Raw genomic sequence first — 19,494 nt, 5'->3', positions numbered from 1 at the left:
TGCGGGAGACCGTATAGGCTGTTTTTTTATGGTCTGTTGTTCTATAATATCAAGGAGATCAGATGGGAGAATCATAGGGAGAGAGCGGAGGAGGAACAGAGCAATGAGATACAGTACATTCGGTCAAACGGGGTTCAAGGTGTCTGCATTAGGTTTCGGAGCGATGAATTTGCCAGGAGTTCCATTGGAGCAGGCAAGGGAAACACTTAATTATGCGCTTGATCATGGGATTAATTATATCGATACAGCCGCGGGCTACCGCAATAGCGAGGAAATTATCGGGGAAAGTATTTCGCATCGCCGCGATGAATATTTTTTGGCAACCAAAACGAACAAAAGAAGCTATGCCGAGGCCAAGGAAGAAATCGAGCGAAGCCTTGTCAGACTGAAGACCGATGTGATTGACCTGCTTCAAATTCATTATGTGAATTATGTAAGTGAATATAAGGCAGCGATGCAAAATGAAGGTGCATATGAGGCAGCCTTGGAGATGCAGGCCAAAGGCAAGGTACGTCACATCGGGATTACCGGTCATCGTCCTGAGCTGCTGGCCAAGTGGATCAGCAAAGGGCAGTTTGCCCAGGTCTTGTTTCATCTAAATCTGGCACAACCTTTTTCTCTTGACGAGCTGATTCCAATGGCAACAAAGATGGGCATGGGTAAAGTTGCGATGAAGCCATTATCGGGTGGATTTATTCAACCTGTTGAAAAGGCTCTGCGTTATCCATACAGTCAAAATGTAGATGTCATTATATCAGGTATGATCAGTGTGGATGAGGTGAAGCAGAATCTCGCGGCTTTTGAGCTTGAGGTTGGAGATGCCGAGCGTGTTGAATTGGAAAATCTGGCTACAGAGCTGGGCAGCCATAACTGCCGCCGCTGCAACTATTGCTCTTGTCCGATAGGCGTAACGATTCCTGATATTATGATATCCAGCCAGATTCGTAACACATTTGGCTTGCTGCCTAAGGGTGATGGATTTTATGAACGGCAGAAGGGGAATATTATGTCCTGTGCCGATTATGAGCCCTGTAAGGAGCGGCCTCTGTGCGAGGAAAAATGTCCTTACCATCTGCCGATGCGTAAGGTCGTCATGGAGTCTGCCTCTTACTTTGGAGCCTAAGCTATTCGTGTGGTGAATGATTAATTATGGGAACCTATGGAGGCTATCGTTTATGGATGTGCAGCAATTGTTAAAGAATGAGCTGGAAACGCATATACATATGGTCGTACAGGATGCAATTGAAGATGCTGCTCTGATGATACCGGATACCGTCACGGAAGCTGATGCGCTGGTGCTGCTGCTAACGCCGGCGGAGCTGGACGACGCGGCGTGGAGCTTGAGGCTGCCTGCATCGCTGGCAGCCGAGGTTCAGGGATTGCGCGAACGAGGGCTGTTCGCGGCTGGTCTTGGCCAGACGGAGGTCATACCGACGCTTGGCCTGCTGCCTTGCCGCTCGCTGGTGCTGAGCGGCCTTGGCGCCGCGGCTGGCGGCGCTGACGCCTGGCGTGACGCCGGCGTATACGCGGTCCGCGCAGCGCTGGGCCGCGGGCTTGAGCGGCTCGCCGTGGCGCTGCCGCGTGAAGCAGCGAGCGCCGACGATACGGGCGCTAACGCGGCTGTAAACCTGCGCAAGCGTGTCCACGCGCTGGCGGAAGGGCTCTTGCTCGGCGGTTACCGCATGCCGAGCTATGCTGCTGCGACTGCGCAGCCGCCCCGGACCGCGCTTCGCGAGGTCGCCCTGATCATCGATCAGGCGACACTCGCGGCGGCGGGCTGCGGCAGCGCAGTCGAGACGTTTGCGCAGCCGCTGGCAGCTGCGCGAGCTTTCGCGATCGCGACGCAATATGCGCGCGATCTGACCAACCTGCCCGGCAATGTGCTTGTGCCGGATACACTGGCCCAGGAGGCCGCACGGCTGGCCTCCCATTATGGCATGTCCTGCACGGTGCTGGACGAAGCCCAAATCGTTGAGCACGGCATGGGCGGCCTTCATGCCGTAGGCAAGGGCAGTGCCAATCCGCCGCGAATGATTGCCATTCGTTACGAAGGCGCCGATGCTTCAAGTGAAGTGATTGGACTGGTTGGCAAGGGGATTACGTTTGACACCGGAGGCATTTCATTGAAGAAGCCGGACGGTATGGAAGAAATGATCAGCGATATGGGCGGTGCCGCTGTGCTGCTTGGGCTGCTGCATGTAATCGGCCGATTAAAGCCGAAGCTGAATCTGCAGATTGTGATTCCTTCCGCAGAGAATATGCCTTCAAGCAGCGCTTTTAAACCGGGTGATGTGATTAAGATGATGAGTGGGCATACCGTGGAAATCTTGAATACCGATGCGGAAGGACGTGTCGTGTTAGGGGATGGTGTTCATTACGCGCTGCAGCTTGGGGCGAAGCGGATTGTGGATATCGCGACCTTGACAGGAGCCGTGCTGGTTAGCTTCGCGGATGTGGCAACCGGTGCGATAGCGAACAATGAGGAGCTGCAGAAGGAAATTTTGAACGCAGCCAAACAAGCGGGAGAAAAGGTGTGGCCATTCCCGAACTATCCGGAATACCATGACATGCTCAAAAGCGATGTGGCAGACATCAAAAATGCTGCCTCGCGCGATAGATGGGCGGGCAGCATAACAGGCGGACTGTTTATTGGATTTTTTGCCGGTAATGTACCTTGGCTGCATCTGGACACGGGCGGCACAGCCTGGTTGTGGAACGAGCGCGGGACGGAACCCAAGGGAGGGACCGGCGCGATGGTTCGCACACTGGCGCATTGGCTGTGCAAGTCTTAATTGTAGCCTTCAAGAGCGGCTTAGGCTGACAGGCTGTTGCTTTTGCTGCTGCTTTTGCTTGCAACCAAAGGTGTGGCTGAAGCCATCATCAGCAGCGCAATCGCTTCGAGATCTTTCATTTGAATGATAAAACGGTTCACTTCCTGGGTGGTATAAGAAAGATTCACCGTACGCTGTGATAATTGGGCAAGATCGATACCGAACCAGCCAGTGCGGCGCGGATGTGCCGACAGATCGAACGAGAGTACGGGTATCGATGCTGCATTTTCGGTTGCAGGCAGTACATCAATAGGCTCAGCATGCAGTTCATTTAAATCGATATACAGCTTTCGGCAGTGCCAGCGTACAAAGCCAGGTTGAAAAGAAATAACGAGCAGCGGATCTTCCTCATTGGCAATCTTATATACCTGAATACCATTTTTAATCTTGTTTCGTTGAATATATTGGTGCTGTCTAATATCGGGCAGTACCATCACAATGAGAATCGGAATCGCACTTGCTGCATATATGAAAAGCTCGGATTCAAATAACAGGGCCAAACCAAGAAGAGCGACGAATAATAAAATAGATCCAACCAAACTCCATTTTTGCTTTTTTGACATGGAACCAGCAATCCCCCAGATGAAATATAGAGTGATAAATCGACATACTACTTCTATTTTACCATAAGACAGGCGACAAGTTAAATAGTAGTTTCTTCATGGCTGCTTCTAGCATAGTCGTTACCGTTATGTTCAGCAGTATCCTGAATGATCATATCTCAGAGTACGGAGGTGCCCGGATGAAAAAAAGAATAGGTTTAATCGGTTTAGGCGATATTGCCCAAAAAGTATATTTACCGCTGTTAGCTGCTCATGAGCAGGTCGAGCTTATAGGCGTCACCAGCCGTACGGAAGCTACGGTGAACCGGATTGCCGACCAATACCGGATTAACGGGCGGTTTTATGCATTGGAGACACTGCTGGAGGCCAGACCGGATGCCGTATTTATACATAGCCCGACGGAAACCCATTATGAAGTGGTAATGACTTGTTTACAAAGAGGAATAGCCGTTTATGTCGATAAGCCGCTCTCCTATGAGCTGCACGAGTCGGAGGCCATGGCTGCCTACGCCCAGGAGCAGGGCGTATTGCTCGCGGTAGGCTTTAACCGCAGGTTTGCCCCGATGTATATGAAAGCACGTACGTGGCTTGAAGAGGCTGGGGGCTTTGAGCTATCTGTAGTGCAAAAGCAACGAACCAAGCTTCAGGCGCACAGTGCCAGGCATACGTTGTATGACGATTTGATTCATATGCTTGATTTGCTGCTCTGGCTCGGTGGAGATCTGGCTGAGATCGGGCATTATTACGAGCGTGTGGATGAGACAGGCAAGCTGCTGGTTGGAGCGGGGAGTTTGCTATTTGCCAATGAGCAAGCGGACAAATCATTAGAAGAACAAATAGCACAAGCCCATACTGGCCCAGAACGACTTGGACAGTTCAGTATGGTACGCCGTGCAGGGGCAGATCTGGAAAAGCTGGAGCTGCATGGGGCCTATCGTTCTGCCGAGGTGCTCAATATGGAATCGCTCATCCTTTCAGAGCGTTCCCAAGAGCCGCAGCATATCGGCTTCGGAAGCTGGGATACGATTCTGCATCGGCGGGGCTTTGCCGGAGTGGTTCAGCATTTTCTCAGCAGCCTGGAAGAACCGGGGGATTGTTCGATTCGCGCCGATCAGGTGCTGCCTGTACATCGGCTTGTGGAACGGCTGACACAAGCTTTGGACTGATTTTCGATTTTACATTATATTATATTGTATGAAGGCAATTGGCAATTTTGGATTCAGGAGGCTGTTATGATTATACATAAAGGCGAGACCTTATTTCGTCAAGGCGAATCTGGTCCGCTGTATCATCTGAAAAGCGGGATATTGAAAATCGTTCGTGTTCATGAGGACGGGAATTCGATTCTGCTTAATATAATCGTACCCGATGAAATGATTCCGCATCATTCCCTGATCAGTCCTAATCCTTATCATGGAACGGCGGTCGCTCTGTCCTCCTGTGAGGTTGATGTACTGCCAGCAGCGGACTGGTACCGGGAGTTAGAGCGCAATCCGGAGCAATTTCGTCATATAGCCGTTCAGCTGCAAAATAAATTGCGAATGATGCAGCAGCGTATCGACCAGCTCACCGAGGCTGCGCCTGCCGAGAAGCTCAGCAAGCTGCAGCGTTGGTTTCAGCTGTATATTGGTTCGGATGCCATCACGGATGTGCTGACCCAGGACGAAATCGGTCAGTTTCTCGGCATCCGCCGCGAAACCGTGAATCGTCTGCTGAGAGCTCACAAAACATCGGCAGGGCCAAAAAACTCATAATGAATAGCAGTATCGGGTACATCCCACTCTTTGAGCATTCCATTGACTGCTCTCATAAAAGGCGTGGGGCCGCAGAAGTAGAAGCTGGCTTCCTTCGACGGGACTACGCTCTTCAGCCAAGGCAAATCCAGGTAACCTTTTTTATGATAGGTAGCAGGGTCACCCAGCGGCGCGGCATAACACCAGTAGGCTGATAGCTGGGCGTGATTGCTGACAAGCTTCTCCACATGCTCACGCATGGCATGCATCTGTTCATTGTGCGCGGCATGAATAAACGTTACCTGCCGGCCGGGCTCCGTTACAGCCAGTGTGTTCAGCATGCTGACCATCGGGGTCAGCCCTACGCCGCCACTGATGAGTACGACTGGCTTGGTGTCTCCCGATTCCAGGATAAAATCACCCGCCGGTGCGGACAGCCACAGCACACTGCCCTCCTCAATATGTTTGTGCAGGTGATTGGAGATTTTCCCTGCTGGACGTTCCTCAAATGCTTCCTCCCTTTTGACTGAAATCCGATAATAAGGTTTGCCTGGCGCATCCGAAAGACTGTATTGGCGTATATGCGTATACGGTTCGCCAGGAATAGTGATTTTTACACTGACATACTGTCCAGGCGCAAAATCAGCAATAGGCTGACCATTCACCGGCATCAAATAGAACGAAGTAATGACCTCGCTCTCACGCACTTTACGCTCTACACGAAAAGCTCTGAAATCGCTCCAGCCTCCTGACTGCTCCGCCGCCTGTACCTCCAAATCCCTTTCAATCCCTATGAATGCATTCGCTATCACCCCATAGGCTTCACCCCAGGCTTCAATAATCTCGTCAGTTGCCGCATCACCCAGCACGGTTTTGATAGCACCCAGCAAATGCTGGCCGACAATAGGATAATGCTCGGGCTGAACTCCGAGACTGCGGTGCTTCTGGGCAATTTGCCTGACGACGGGCAGGATTGCTTCCAACCGATCGATATGAAGCGCCGCGGCATAGACAGCATTCGCCAAAGCGGCCTGCTGCTTGCCTTGTTGTTGATTAGCATGATTAAACATATTCAGGAGCTCAGGATGCGCGTTGAACAGCGACTTGTAAAAGGTTGTTGTAATTTCGGCCCCATATACTTCCAGAACCGGTACGGTAGATTTGATAATAGTAATCGTTTGTTGACTTAACATATCGGATGTCCTCCTTGTGAGTGATAGTTATGGGCTAAGTATACATACTGCGAAAGTGCAGACTTGTGATTTGAATCACATCAAAAAGCAACGATTTGTGGACAAACCTTGTTTTGAAAATGGAAGCAGAAGGGTCATGTAAGTAAAATCCGATGTATGACAAGAAAATCTGCAGCACAATCAGCTTCTTGGCAGCATCATTGTAAAAAATCACCCTGTCCAGGTCAACAGAGTCCGATATACAGCACACGCGGATACGCCTTAAGCTTAAAGCCAGGAGAGGTGAAAGGAGGTAAGAGGCTGACTATGAAACGAAACTCATGTTGATGAGACTCGTCCAATAGCCGCGAACAAACGAATAGATGAATGGATGAAGAGAGGGGGAGGACCATGGCGGCAACAGGCAATAAGCCATCCATTAAAATCATCAAACGGAACTGGGACTTATACCTGCTGATTTTACCGGTAGTGATTTATTATGCAGTATTTGAATATTTGCCGATGTATGGGGTACAGATTGCTTTTAAGGATTTTATCGCAGTCAACGGAATTTGGGGCAGCCCATGGGTAGGACTGAAGCATTTCGAACGTTTTTTCCAGGGCTATTATTTCGAAAGGCTGCTGTTGAATACGCTTTTACTCAGCGTTTATTACCTGCTGATCAGCTTCCCGCTGTCTGTCCTGCTGGCACTCTTGATGAATGAGCTGCGGCTGGCGGCATTTAAGAAAGCCGTACAGCTCGTCACCTATGCTCCCCATTTTATATCGACGGTGGTGCTGGTCGGGATGCTGTCGATCTTTCTGGCGCCGAAGAGCGGCCTGGTCAATCAGGTGATTGCCTGGTCGGGGGGAACGCCGATTGATTTTCTGGCGGAGGCCGGATGGTTTAAAAGCTTGTATGTATTTTCCGGGGTATGGCAAAATACAGGCTGGAACTCGATCATCTTTATAGCTGCCTTAGCCGGTATCGATCCGCAGCAGCACGAGTCGGCTATGCTGGACGGAGCTAGCAAGCTGCAGCGTATCTGGCATATCAATATCCCCGCTCTGCTGCCGACGATGGCTATCCTGTTTATTTTGCAGTGTGGACAAATTATGGCGGTAGGCTTTGAAAAAGTATTTTTAATGCAAAATAATGCTAACATCAGCGCATCCGATGTGATCTCCACGTATGTATACCGTTCGGGCGTGCTCGGGGCGCAGTACAGCTTTTCGGCTGCCGTCGGTTTGTTTAATTCAGTCATTAATCTGATTCTGCTGTTTGGCGTCAACCGGATATCCAAAAAACTGACCCAGACGAGCCTGTGGTGAGAAGGGAGGGGAAGCTATTATGGCCAAGCTGGCCCAAACCAAAGGCGACACGCTGTTCGATATCGTCAATTTGATCGTTCTGAGCGCTGTAACCTGCATCGTCCTGTACCCCCTGCTGTTCGTGGTCGGTGCTTCATTCAGCAGCCCGGCGGCCGTGATCGAAGGCAGAGTCTGGCTGCTGCCCCAGGGATGGAACGTGCAGTCCTATATCCGTGTGTTTCAGGACCGCGGCATTATGGAGGGGTATTTAAATACGTTTATGTATACGGCAGTAGGCACTACGTTAAATATTGTATTGACGATATGCGCGGCTTATCCGTTGTCCCGCAAGGATTTTGCCGGTGGTTACACATTGACGCTACTTTTTGCCTTCACGATGTTTTTCAGCGGAGGAATCATACCGACCTATTTACTGGTAAAGGATCTGGGCCTTATCAATTCATTTTGGGCCGTCATATTGCCAAATGCGGTATCGATGTGGAACATTGTCATTATGCGAACTTTTTTTCAAAACATTCCGATAGAGCTGCAGGAATCGGCGCAAATCGACGGCTGCTCGAACACACGGACGTTGTTCAGTATCATACTGCCGCTGTCGTTACCGGTGATCGCGGTCATGGTGTTATTTTATGGAGTCAGTCACTGGAATGCATTTTTTAATGCGCTTATGTATGTATCCGATGTTCATAAATATCCACTGCAGCTGATTATTCGGCAAATTCTGCTGCAAAATCAGATGGGTGACATGGTCAGCGCTTCAGAAACCTCGACGGATCAAATTTTGCTTGTCGAAGGGATTAAATATGCGGTCATTGTCGTCTCCAGCTTGCCGGTGCTGCTGCTGTATCCGTTCTTGCAGCGTTATTTTGTAAAAGGTGTTATGATCGGCGCTATTAAAGGCTAACGGTGGAAATCAGAGAGGATGGGTTAGAATGAAACCAACAAAAAGAAGGTTCACTTCGCTGGGTACGGTGCTTTGTGCAAGTCTGGTTCTACTGGCCGCCTGCACGAATGGGCAGGATACTCAGCCTGCTGCAAAAGCTCCGGTTAAGGAGGGGGACAGTACGCTGAACACGTCAGGGCTGCCGATTGTCAAAGCGCCATTGACCTTGAATATGCTGGCTGGACAGTCTCCGCTGCACGGGGAATGGAAGGATAAGCTGTTGTGGAAGGAAGCCGAGAAACGGACCGGGATTCATATCGAATGGACGCTGGTGCCGCAGGCTAATCTGGAGGAGAAAAAGAATTTGCTGCTCGCGAGCGGTGAAATACCCGACGCCTTTTACGGGGGTGGCATCACGTCGCAGGATATGATTTCGTATGGACAACAGGGTGTCTTCCTGCCGTTAAATGATCTGATCGACAAGTATGCGCCCAATTTCAAAAAAATAACGCAGCAGTACCCCGAGGTGCTGAAGGGAATTACTTCACCTGACGGCAAAATTTATGCGCTGCCCAAAATGTCGACCAATCCCACGCACAGACTCAACAACAAGCTGTTTTTGAATCAGAAGTGGCTGGATGAAGGCTCTTTGAAAATGCCTGGGACCCCGGATGAGCTGTATCAGGTGCTCAAAGCATTCAAAGCAAAGGATGCGGCGCGGGTTCCGCTCGGCGGTACGGATATCGGTGGAATTATCCGCACGCTGACAGGAGCATGGGGGCTGCAAAACCGCGGTTCATCAAATTCTTATCTGGATTACAACGAAAAAACGAATGAGCTGCGCTTTTTCCCGACGGACCCGAATTATAAGGAAGTATTGGAGTATGTGCGCAAGCTGTATGCGGAGGGCTTGCTGGATTCGGAGATTTTCACGAATACCGTTCCAATCCTGACCGCCAAAATCAATAAAGGGATCATCGGTGGCTTTCCATCGATTAATACGGTACCTGCAGGTCAAAAACGGACGGATTATGCGGGTCTGCCACAAGCGTTAAAGGGGCCATATGGGGATCAGCTGTGGTCGGGAATGACATCGGTTCTTCAAAACCAGGGTGCTTTTGTCATTACCAAGAAAGATAAAAACCCGGAAGCAACCATGCGTTGGGCTGATTATTTCATTGATGGTGAAGGCGCTGTCTTGTACTGGATGGGGGTAGAGGGTAAAACGTATGAGATGAAGGACGGCAAATACCGCTTCGTTCAGGATATTGTTAATAATCCTAATGGTCTCACGCTGGATCAGGGGATTTCCCGCGATCTGGTTGCTCCTTTTACGACTCACCCGATTGTACGTGAGGAAAGGTTCGCCTGGGATACAGGAGAAGGACTACCCGAGGTTATACAGGCGGCCAAAAATCTGCAGCCATTTGCCCCCAAGGAAATATGGCCGGCATTCCTGTACACAAAAGAAGAGAACGAGCGGATGATTGCTCTCGGCAACGATATCCATACTTATATTTTTGAAATGCAGACCCAATTCATTACGGGCAAGGCTCCTTTTACAAAGTGGGATGAATACGTAACGACCATCAAGAAGATGGGGCTGGATGAGTACATGAAAATCAACAAAGCGGCTTATGATCGATACAAGAGCCGATAAAATTTTGATTAGTTTCCATCATCTATACCTTGAAGGAGGATATCGTATACAATGATAGATAACAAAACGATTGATAACCCAATGATAGACAAAGACGTATCCTTGATTTCTTCACCGGTTAAAGCGGTGTCGAATAGGGATGAAGCTTTTCAAAACAGGGCATGGCAGGGTATTCCGGGAATCGAAATGGCTCCGAACGGACGGCTATGGGCTACCTTTTATAGCGGCGGCGAGGATGAGGGACCTGATAATTATGTAACGCTTGTCACCAGTATGGACGGAGGTCAAACCTGGTCGGATCTGAAATCTGTGATTGATCCTCCAGGACAGTCGAGAGCCTATGATCCCTGCCTGTGGCAGGATCCATCCGGACGCTTGTGGTTGTTCTGGGCGCAGAGCTTCGGCTGGTTCGACGGACGCTGCGGCGTCTGGGCTTCCATCTGCAGTGACTCCACCCAGGCTGATCCCGTCTGGTCCGAGCCGCGTCGCATTGCGGACGGGATTATGATGAACAAGCCTACTGTACTGAGCAGCGGTGATTGGCTATTGCCGATTGCAGTATGGGCGTGCAACGAATCGGACGTGAACGATCTGCCGGAGGAACGGTATTCGAATGTATACCGCTCAGACGATCAAGGAGAAACCTTTCACAAGTGGGGCTCGGCCGACATTCCCAATCGCCACTTCGACGAGCACATGGTCGTCGAGCGCAGGGACGGCAGCTTGTGGATGCTGGTACGCACTTTCTACGGGATTGGTGAGAGCGTATCTGTTGACGGTGGCAGGACGTGGTCTCCCGGGAAACCGACAACGCTTGGCGGTCCCGACTCGCGATTTTTTATCCGCAGGCTGCTCTCAGGACGGCTGCTGCTGGTGAACCATTATGGCTTCAAGGGCAGAAGCCACTTGACGGCGATGTTATCTGAGGACGAAGGACTGACCTGGACAGGGAGTCTGCTGCTGGATGAACGTCCGCACGTCTCTTATCCAGATGGCGTTCAGGCCGAGGATGGCCGCATTTATATCATTTACGATCGGGAACGCAAAGAGGCCAAAGAGATTTTGATGGCTGCTTTTACGGAAGAGGACATTGTTCAAGGGGCATGCGTGACACCGCACTCCGTATTACAGGCAATCGTTAATAAAGCATAATCGGGTAACAATAAGAATAAATCAGTCAGGCACAATAGACCGATTGCAAGGTTAGGTTTCAGTCAGAAGGATTCCCCCGAGAGGAGCGCGACTATGGCAGACACGAAAAAATCCGTTATCTCCCCACGTCTGTATTCACGGATGAAAACTTATTTTTTCTCCTATATGCTTCTGGTCGTGCTTCTGCTGGTGGGTATTGGCGGGTATATGAATACGAGTTTTTTCCATACGCTGCAGGGAGTTGTCGAGCAATCGAATGTGGCTTCCCTGCAGCAAATTCGCGATCAGATCGATCAACGGCTCGTGGAGCTGCAGCGGATGTCCGTGCAGATATCCCGCAACACGAAGCTGCTGCCCTATATGATTACCCAAGGGGGCTTTGAAGCGGCTCAGGCCAATCAGGAGCTGAGATCGTACGGCTCTACAAGCTCATTCCTGCTCGATATCGGCGTGTATTATGCGCAAGCACAAGCGAACAAAGTGTATGCTGCCAGCGGTGTGTATGATCTCGATACCTTCCTGGAGCAGATTTATCCATTTGAAGGCTTGAACCAAAGTGCATTTGAAAGACTGGTCTCGGACTTAAAAGGTCCACTCATCATGCCCGTTCAATCGATTGTTATCAACGGTACCAACAATACGGATGCAACACTCTATTTGTATCCCGTTCCCAATAACGGCACGAAGCCGTATGAGGTTATTATTTATGTGATTAATGGGGCAGAGATCAAAAAAACAGTCGGAGGCGCACTGAAGCAATTCGAGGGCATGGCGGTTGTGATTGATAAGCAGGGTCAGCCTATCGTGTCCGTATCCAGTGAAGCCGTCGGGAGTCTCGATTCGGCACAGCTTCTGGCCCACCTTCCAGATCAGCCTTCAGCCTCGGTTCAGACCGTTCGTTTATCGGAGGGGAGCTACTCCTCGGTCCGACTCGATTCCAGCGTTGTGCCGTGGTCGTATTATGTCGTGATGCCGACGGAACAATTTCTCAATCGGGTACGCCATACACAAATGATTTTCTATGTGACCATTCTTACGACCTTGCTGCTCGGTATCGTGCTATCCTACATGCTGGCTACACATAACTATAAGCCGATCAAACGGCTGCTGGAATCTCTCCGTAATAAAGGTACAAGTGATTCTTACCAAGGCAAAGACGAGCTGGGATGGATCTCCAGAACGATAGAGGATATGAGCATTGAAAACAGCGGTCTGCGTTCACGGCTGCGGACGAAGTCGGCGATGATTAAGGAGAAGCTGCTCTCCGATCTGTTGAAGGGCAACGTGAAATCGAAGGCAGATATCGCAGAGCTATTGGATACAGCAGGCATGAAGCTGGGAGATGATCATTTTGCCGTGCTGTTGTTCATCATTGATGATTATCGGCGGTTCGAGGAAACGAATACGACTATTATTCAAAATCTGCTCAAATACAGCATTATTAATGTAGCGGAAGAGATTTCGCTTGAAGCCGGATACGGGTATGGAATCGATATGACAGAAAATAACGGTGTCGTGGTGCTGGTCGGAATGGAGCAGATGGTTGATCCCTTGCACATGATAACGGAGGTAGCAGAGAAAACGAGACAATTTTTCGAGCAGAGCTTTCCTTTTACGGTGACGGTAGGGGTCAGTGATATTTTTGAGGATGCGCTTGCTATTCCTAAATATTTCAGGCAATCGTATGAATCGGCCCAATACCGGTTTATGAAGGGACACAATTGTGTGATTCAATACCAGGACCTTCCTTCCCCAACTTCGTTGTCTCAGCCTATGCATGAATTTGAGGAACAGCTTGTTAAAGCACTAAAGCAGGGGAGTAAAGAAGGGGCCATCCGTGCCATTCATGACGAGATGATTGAAATTCGCAGGTATGATCTTGCGGTTTCTTTTGTGCAAAGCATCTGTTTTCGCTTATTCGATGGGGTAGTCAAGCAGCTGGAGGAGATCAACCTGCCGCTTAATCACGAAGGGGAGAGGGAAAAGGTTGCACTGCGTGCCTTTGAATTTGAGACGTTGGATGAGTTTGAGCGAGCCTTTGTGAGGTTTTGCGGTCGGCTGGCCGATGACATTTCTATGAAAAAGGAAAGCAAAAACTTTGAGCTGCGCGACAAGCTGTCTACGTACATTCATGATAATTACATGGACGGTACGCTCAGTCTGAGTAAAATCGCAGAGCAGTTCTCGCTATCGCCCTCCTATTTGTCCCGTTATTTCAAGAATCAGATGGGGATTGGCATCAGTGAATATGTAGACGAGCTTCGAATGGAAAAGGCGAAGGAACTATTGCAAACGAACAACTGGACGGTAAAAGAGGTGACAGAGCAGGTTGGTTACGCTGATCAGACTTATTTTATCCGTAAGTTTAAGAAAAGGGAGGGGATTACGCCTCAGCAATACAAGCTTTTGTCAACAACCGGGGAGCCAGCCGGCAGCAACTCCGATCCCACATGATTATGGTAAGAGTCAGGTCGGCTTCGTATATAGCTGGCCTATTTGCTGTTTCTTAAATACTTGTACACCTTCCATTGATTAATAGAGAATAGTAGTGTATATTCTTAATAGTAACAATTACATATTATGTGAATAGGTGCTCTGTATCGCAATCTCGCTCAGAGCTTAATAGGGAAGTTCGGTGAAAAACCGATGCGGTCCCGCCACTGTAACAGAGGAGTCAAAGCGTAAATGCCACTGATCGCAAGATCGGGAAGGTGCTTGTCGACTATGAATCTGGAGCCAGGAGACCTGCCTATTCGACAGACACTGCTTAACCTACGGAAGATAGGAAGGTGTTAAAGACAGCCATCGTTAGCAATAGCCTATACGATCACGGGCATCGTTTACCTTTGTACGGCAGAGGTGAACGATGTCTTTTTTGTATCTGTATCTGTATCTGTATGTAATGAAAATAGGTAACTACTAAATGAGAGAAGGTTTAAGAAACATGATAAGCAAGTTGTACCAGCAAACACGACAATATGCAAAGATAGGACTGTTAAGCGCCGGCATGGCAATCGCTTTATGGGGCTGCAGCAGTCCGAGCCCGCAAACGGCGGAGCAGCCACCGGCAGCACCCAGCCAAGTACAGCCAACTGAGGTCGTATTGGCGGCTCCACGCGACCTGGCTCCGGGTCCACAGGATGCTTATTACACGAGCACAATTCTCTATGTATGGGAACCGCTGATTACAGCAGGCGAAGACGGTAAGCCTGCGCCTAAGCTCGCTGCTTCCTGGAAAATGTCGGAGGACGGCAAAGAGTGGACGTTCCAGCTTCGCCCTAATGTAACTTTTCATGATGGAGAAAAGCTGAATGCCGATGCAGTTATCGCCAATTTTAACCGTTATAAGCTTGCCAGTCCCAAAAGCTCACCCTTTTATACACTGGACATTAAAAGCTCGTACCCCGGTTTAAAAGAGGTAACCAAGGTTGACGACATGTCGTTTAAGCTGAGCTTCGAGACGCCGCAGCCAACCCTGTTGTATTCGATGGTTAACTTCTCCAGTCCGATCTACAGTCCCAAAAATTTTAACGAAAAAGGTGATTTTAACGGATTGCCGCAAGGGACAGGACCTTTCAAGCTGATCAAGCACGAGAAGGATCAATATGCGCTGCTGGAAGCTTATGATGGATATTATGGCGATAAAGCCAAAACGAAGACGATTCGCGTCCGTGTTATTCCCGACCCGGATACAAGATTGTCGGCTCTAAAATCAGGTGAAATTATGGGTGTTATGGATTTGGGTGCAATTCCTCCTGCCTTGGCCAAGGAGCTGTTGAAGGACAAGCAGTTTGAGGTTTCAGTAGCGAAATCGACGATTTCCCACTACCTGCACCCGAACGGCAAAAAGCCGCCTTTTGACAATCCAAAGCTGCGGCAAGCGATTTCGCTGGCGATTGATCGCCAACAATTGGTGAAGGAGCTTTATTTGGGCTACCCTACCGCTACGGTTAATTTCCTGAATGTAACGTCTCCTTTCTATAAGGATTTTAAAGTGGACTATAATTTGGCGGAAGCCAATAAATTAGCTGCTGAAGCGCTTGGCGGCAAACGTGAAAAGGTCGATTTGATCGTACCGACCTATGGGCTGGACCGTTATCCTTATAAAGCGCAGGCCGAGCTGCTGCAGGCGGTATTCAAGGAGCTTTCCCTTGATGTGGACATCCGTATTCTGGATGGCGCTGCATTCAAGGAAGCACAGAGTAAGGGCGAATATAATCTGGCTTTGGCCACACAAGGACTTCCCAACGGAGATCCGTTCACACTGTTCACCAATTATTTGGGCAGTACAGGTTCAAGCAACAAGAGCTATAGTCTGGGCTACAAAAATGACCGTGTGGATCAATTGCTTAAAGAGGCTAAGGATGCGCTTGGCATGGATGAGAGAGCCAAGATTTATAATGAGCTGCAAGCTTTGGCGGTACAGGACTTGCCAACAATTCCGCTGTTCAATGATGCCAGCCTGATTGCTTACAACAAGAAGATTAAAGGCTATCAAGCGACGATTTATGGCACTACTCTGCCGCAATTGGAATGGGCTAAGTAGCATGCTATATGTGTTCCGCCGAATAACGGCCGCTATTCCTGTGCTGATCGGTATATCGCTGATTGCTTTTATGCTGAATCTGGTCTCTCCCGGCGATCCTGCTGTAGAGGCGCTGAGCTTAAGCGGAATTAAAGAGCCTACCGAGCAGGAGGTTGCAGTGAAGCGGGAGGAGCTTGGGTTGAACGACCCGATCCCCGTTCAATATGGACGATGGCTTAACAGAGCTGTACAAGGCGATCTGGGCACCTCCTACATGACGAAGGATTCGGTAAGCGGTGAGATTATTCGCCGTCTGCCTGTCACACTTTCTGTAGCTCTGCTTGCTGTTGTGTTGGCGGTCGGTACAGGGATTCCGGCAGGCATGCTGATGGCCTTAAAGAAAAACGGCTGGATTGACCATGCTGGACGTGCCGCTGCCATGCTGCTGGTATCGATTCCCGGCTTTTGGATGGCCATCCTGCTGATTACGTTATTTTCGGAAAAGCTCCATCTGCTGCCGACCAGTGGATACGGTACATGGAAGCATCTGGTCATGCCGGCGATTGTGCTTGCTTCAGGAACGAGCGCCGTATTGATGCGGTTAACACGGTCTACCTTGCTGGAAACGATGAACCACAACTATATATTGACGGCAAGGGCCAAAGGGCTGCGTGAAGGAAATATCGTCACCTGGCATGCGCTTCGCAATGCGTTAATCCCGTTAGTTACCGTAATCGGTACGTATTTTGGCGCGATCATGGGCGGTTCTGTCATTGTGGAGGTCATCTTCGCTTTGCCTGGAATCGGCAGATTTGCGATTGAGGGGATTCTGCGCAGGGATTACCCGGTCATTCAAGGGTATGTCGTGTTCACCGGGTTTGTCTATGTCGTATTTAATTTGCTTACGGATTTTTCATATTTGATTATTCATCCGCAGATGAGGCTGGGAGGAAAGCTGAAGTGACCTTAAAACCTGACAGCACAGCATCCCGAAGTCATGCCTCAGCTGCATCCAGCTTCTCCGTGATGAGGAGTCGGCTGTCTGCCATTGTCAGCACGCTGTCTCCACTTGGTATCGCTGCGGTTCTTATTCTATTCACGATCCTGACAGCGAGCATTCTTGCACCGTGGATTGCTCCGTATGACCCGAATCAGATCGATATGTCTGAGCGGCTTGCACCGCTGTCCTTCAGTCATTGGCTTGGTACGGATACACTGGGCAGGGATGTGTTCAGTCGTATTTTGTATGGCGGGCGGATTTCTATTGTGCTGGCCCTTGTAGTGACGATTGCCACAATGCTGATCGGGCTTATTATCGGGACGATAGCGGGATATTTTGGCGGTTGGTTGGATGATTGTATTCAGATCGGTATCAGCATTTTCCAGGGCTTGCCTGGACTGAGCTTTATGATCGCGATAGCGGGTACGCTTGGGCCGGGTGTCAACAGCTTGTTTATTGCGCTAGTCGTCACTTCCTGGGCGGATTTTTCCCGAGTCGTGCGTGGCGAAGTGATGAAGATACGTGAGGAATCATATGTCGAGGGCATTCGGGCAATGGGTGGAAAGCATGGCTACATTGTGCTTAAGCATGTAGTACCGAATATGATAGGTCCCATTATTGTACTGTTTACCGTGAGGATTGGGCGGGTGATTCTGTCTATTGCATCCTTAAGCTTCCTCGGCTTGGGGCTGCAGCCGCCATCTCCGGACTGGGGAGTTATGGTGAACGATGCGAGACCCTACTTCCGCAGTTATTTTCATCTGATTGTTGCCCCTGGACTGTGTATTGCGCTAGTTTCTTTGGCGATTAACTGCTTGGGTGACGTATTCAGAGATGTTTTCGATACAAAGGCAGAAAAAGATAAATTCTGGGTTTCCTGATGGTGACAGGGTAGCGGTACTGGCGGCGTCGGAAGCTCGGGGTAGCAGAAGGAGGAGGGAGACGTATCAGTACGCTTTTATCGATTGAACAGGTATCCGTCGGGTTTCAGACAGCGGTCGGTACAGTCAGGGCAGTGGATAATGTTACCCTGGAGCTGCAGCAGGGACAAATTCTCGGTCTGATCGGGGAAACAGGCAGCGGTAAATCGGTACTGGGGCTCTCAATTCCCGGTCTGCTGCCATATAATGCATCCATAGCGGGAGCGATTCATTACAAGGGACGTAATTTACTGGATTTGGATTCGGAGCGTATGCGCAAGCTGCGTGGAACGGAAATTGCCTTCATCCCGCAAAATCCTGCTTCTTCCTTGAACCCCGTCATGCGAATAGGCCGACAAATGATCGAAGCGATCAAGGGTCGTGGATCACGGGCAAGCAAGCGTGAGCATGCGCTGCGTCTGCTGCAGGAGCTGCAGCTGCCAGATCCTGAGCACAAGCTGCGGCAGTATCCTTTTCAGTTGAGCGGCGGTATGAAGCAGCGAATTCTCGCAGCAATGGGGGCAGCAGGCAGCCCGTCGCTCCTGATTGCCGATGAGCCAACCAAAGGACTGGACGCTTTGGTACGCTATCAGATGGTTGAGCTATTGCGGAGGACTGCCAAGCATACGGGAGCGGGCATGCTCGTCATTACCCATGATCTGCAGGTAGCCAAGTCGTTATGTGATGTAGTTGCTGTCATGTACGCCGGACAAGTGGTCGAGATGGGTGCTGCGCGGGAGCTGTTTCAACAGCCGCAGCACCCGTATACGCAAGGCTTGCTGCGTTCGATGCCCGTTCATGGGATGGTGCCGATTCCGGGCTCAAGCCCCGGACTTTCGGATGTACTGCCGGGCTGCAGATTTTATCCGCGCTGCTCGATAGGTGTTCCATCTTGCAACAACAGTATTCCTGAGCTGGTCACGTTACAATCGGGCAAGGTGAGGTGTTGGTTACATGATCCGAGTGGAGGGCTTGTGCAAGACGTTCACTAGCGGCTGGCTGCGTCGAAGAAGGGTGGAGGCCGTAAAGGACGTTTCTTTTTCCATAGCCAAAGGAGAGACTTTGGGCCTGGTTGGGGAGAGCGGCTGCGGTAAATCGACCTTATCACGGCTAATGGTCAAGCTGCTGCCTGCCGATCAAGGCCGTATATATATGGAAGATCAAGATATTACGAATTATACAATGACGCAAATGCTTCCGCTGCGAAGGCAGATGCAAATTATATTTCAGCATCCTGACTCTGCACTCAACCCCCGCCAAACGATGCAGCAAAGTTTGATCGAGCCGCTGCTGCTGCATCGTTTGATGGGCAAGGACGAAGCCCTGCATAAAGCTGTAGAGCTGCTGGAGCTTGTAGGCTTGGGCAGCGATATGCTGATTCGCTATCCGCATCAGATCAGTGGTGGACAAATTCAACGGGTCGTGATTGCCAGAGCCTTGACTTTGAATCCGAGGTTTCTTGTATTGGATGAGCCAACCTCGATGCTTGATGTATCTGTGCAAGCGCAAGTAATGGAGGTGCTGCAGCAGGTGCAAAGTCAATTCGAGATGGCGTATTTGTTCATTTCTCATGATCTGGAGCTCGTTGCCCATGTCTGTCAGCATATGGTCATTATGCATCAGGGGGAAATTGTAGAGCAGGCATGTAGTAAGGTAGTCATGGAGCAGCCGCAGCATCCTTATACAAGACAATTGGTACAAGCTTTTGGAGATATGAGATAAA

General features: G+C 49.9%; 16 protein-coding genes and 1 riboswitch. Of the genes, 14 read left to right on the top strand and 2 right to left on the bottom strand.

What is annotated here, in order from left to right; all coding sequences use genetic code 11:
• The first annotated feature begins 103 nt into the window (after positions 1 to 103).
• Together OB236_RS01760 and OB236_RS01755 are read left to right on the top strand one after the other, a co-directional pair.
• Entirely contained in the window at positions 104 to 1,123 is a 1,020-nt protein-coding gene (locus OB236_RS01760; protein WP_076229719.1) for an aldo/keto reductase, read from the top strand.
• A gap of 16 nt (positions 1,124 to 1,139) precedes the next feature.
• Entirely contained in the window at positions 1,140 to 2,792 is a 1,653-nt protein-coding gene (locus OB236_RS01755) for a leucyl aminopeptidase (protein ID WP_317259307.1), read from the top strand.
• Positions 2,793 to 2,812: 20 nt separating this feature from the next.
• On the opposite strand, the gene OB236_RS01750 is transcribed toward OB236_RS01755, so the two are convergent.
• Positions 2,813 to 3,394 carry a hypothetical protein gene (locus tag OB236_RS01750; RefSeq protein ID WP_262682366.1) on the bottom strand — a complete coding sequence of 194 codons (582 nt, stop codon included), beginning with the start codon at positions 3,392 to 3,394 and terminating at the stop codon, positions 2,813 to 2,815.
• A 179-nt stretch (positions 3,395 to 3,573) separates the two neighbouring features.
• Here OB236_RS01750 and OB236_RS01745 point away from each other — a divergent pair, with 179 nt between their 5' ends.
• Together OB236_RS01745 and OB236_RS01740 are read left to right on the top strand one after the other, a co-directional pair.
• Positions 3,574 to 4,560: a Gfo/Idh/MocA family protein gene (locus OB236_RS01745; protein WP_262682365.1), complete on the top strand. Its 987-nt coding sequence runs from the start codon at positions 3,574 to 3,576 to the stop codon at positions 4,558 to 4,560.
• A 66-nt stretch (positions 4,561 to 4,626) separates the two neighbouring features.
• Entirely contained in the window at positions 4,627 to 5,148 is a 522-nt protein-coding gene (locus OB236_RS01740; RefSeq protein ID WP_262682364.1) for a Crp/Fnr family transcriptional regulator, read from the top strand.
• Here OB236_RS01740 and hmpA read toward each other — a convergent pair.
• Positions 5,115 to 6,320 (bottom strand): NO-inducible flavohemoprotein, encoded by a 1,206-nt coding sequence (hmpA, locus tag OB236_RS01735; RefSeq protein ID WP_262682362.1) that lies wholly within the window; start codon positions 6,318 to 6,320, stop codon positions 5,115 to 5,117. The two genes, OB236_RS01740 and hmpA, sit on opposite strands and share 34 nt — an antisense overlap.
• 390 nt (positions 6,321 to 6,710) lie before the next feature.
• Between hmpA and OB236_RS01730 the strand changes: the two genes are divergently transcribed.
• The 10 genes from OB236_RS01730 to OB236_RS01685 all read left to right on the top strand — a co-directional run bounded on the left by OB236_RS01730 (position 6,711) and on the right by OB236_RS01685 (position 19,493).
• Positions 6,711 to 7,631 carry an ABC transporter permease gene (locus OB236_RS01730; protein ID WP_262682361.1) on the top strand — a complete coding sequence of 307 codons (921 nt, stop codon included), beginning with the start codon at positions 6,711 to 6,713 and terminating at the stop codon, positions 7,629 to 7,631.
• A 19-nt stretch (positions 7,632 to 7,650) separates the two neighbouring features.
• Complete coding sequence (locus OB236_RS01725) at positions 7,651 to 8,535, top strand: carbohydrate ABC transporter permease (protein WP_076229726.1); 885 nt, start codon at positions 7,651 to 7,653, stop codon at positions 8,533 to 8,535.
• Between the two features lie 28 nt (positions 8,536 to 8,563).
• Positions 8,564 to 10,174 (top strand): extracellular solute-binding protein, encoded by a 1,611-nt coding sequence (locus OB236_RS01720; RefSeq protein WP_262682360.1) that lies wholly within the window; start codon positions 8,564 to 8,566, stop codon positions 10,172 to 10,174.
• 51 nt (positions 10,175 to 10,225) lie between these two features.
• The gene (locus OB236_RS01715; protein ID WP_262682359.1) at positions 10,226 to 11,326 is read left to right on the top strand and encodes a sialidase family protein; all 1,101 of its coding nucleotides are present in this window, start codon (positions 10,226 to 10,228) and stop codon (positions 11,324 to 11,326) included.
• 93 nt (positions 11,327 to 11,419) lie between these two features.
• Positions 11,420 to 13,780, top strand: a complete 2,361-nt coding sequence (locus OB236_RS01710) for an AraC family transcriptional regulator (protein WP_262682358.1) — start codon at positions 11,420 to 11,422, stop codon at positions 13,778 to 13,780.
• A gap of 117 nt (positions 13,781 to 13,897) precedes the next feature.
• Positions 13,898 to 14,093, top strand: a riboswitch (cobalamin riboswitch).
• A gap of 177 nt (positions 14,094 to 14,270) precedes the next feature.
• Entirely contained in the window at positions 14,271 to 15,872 is a 1,602-nt protein-coding gene (locus OB236_RS01705; protein WP_262682357.1) for an ABC transporter substrate-binding protein, read from the top strand.
• A 1-nt stretch (position 15,873) separates the two neighbouring features.
• On the top strand, positions 15,874 to 16,815 hold the full coding sequence (nikB, locus tag OB236_RS01700; RefSeq protein WP_262682356.1) for a nickel ABC transporter permease: 942 nt from the start codon (positions 15,874 to 15,876) through the stop codon (positions 16,813 to 16,815).
• Positions 16,812 to 17,732 (top strand): ABC transporter permease, encoded by a 921-nt coding sequence (locus OB236_RS01695; RefSeq protein WP_262682355.1) that lies wholly within the window; start codon positions 16,812 to 16,814, stop codon positions 17,730 to 17,732. Before nikB ends, OB236_RS01695 begins: the two co-directional genes overlap by 4 nt.
• 134 nt (positions 17,733 to 17,866) lie before the next feature.
• Positions 17,867 to 18,763: an ABC transporter ATP-binding protein gene (locus OB236_RS01690; protein ID WP_262682353.1), complete on the top strand. Its 897-nt coding sequence runs from the start codon at positions 17,867 to 17,869 to the stop codon at positions 18,761 to 18,763.
• Positions 18,726 to 19,493 (top strand): ATP-binding cassette domain-containing protein, encoded by a 768-nt coding sequence (locus OB236_RS01685; protein WP_262682352.1) that lies wholly within the window; start codon positions 18,726 to 18,728, stop codon positions 19,491 to 19,493. The genes OB236_RS01690 and OB236_RS01685 overlap by 38 nt, the downstream gene beginning before the upstream one ends.
• The last annotated feature ends 1 nt before the right edge of the window (position 19,494 follow it).

It is taken from the genome of Paenibacillus baimaensis (assembly GCF_025567575.1).
This window is presented reverse-complemented; position numbering and strand designations above follow the sequence as displayed.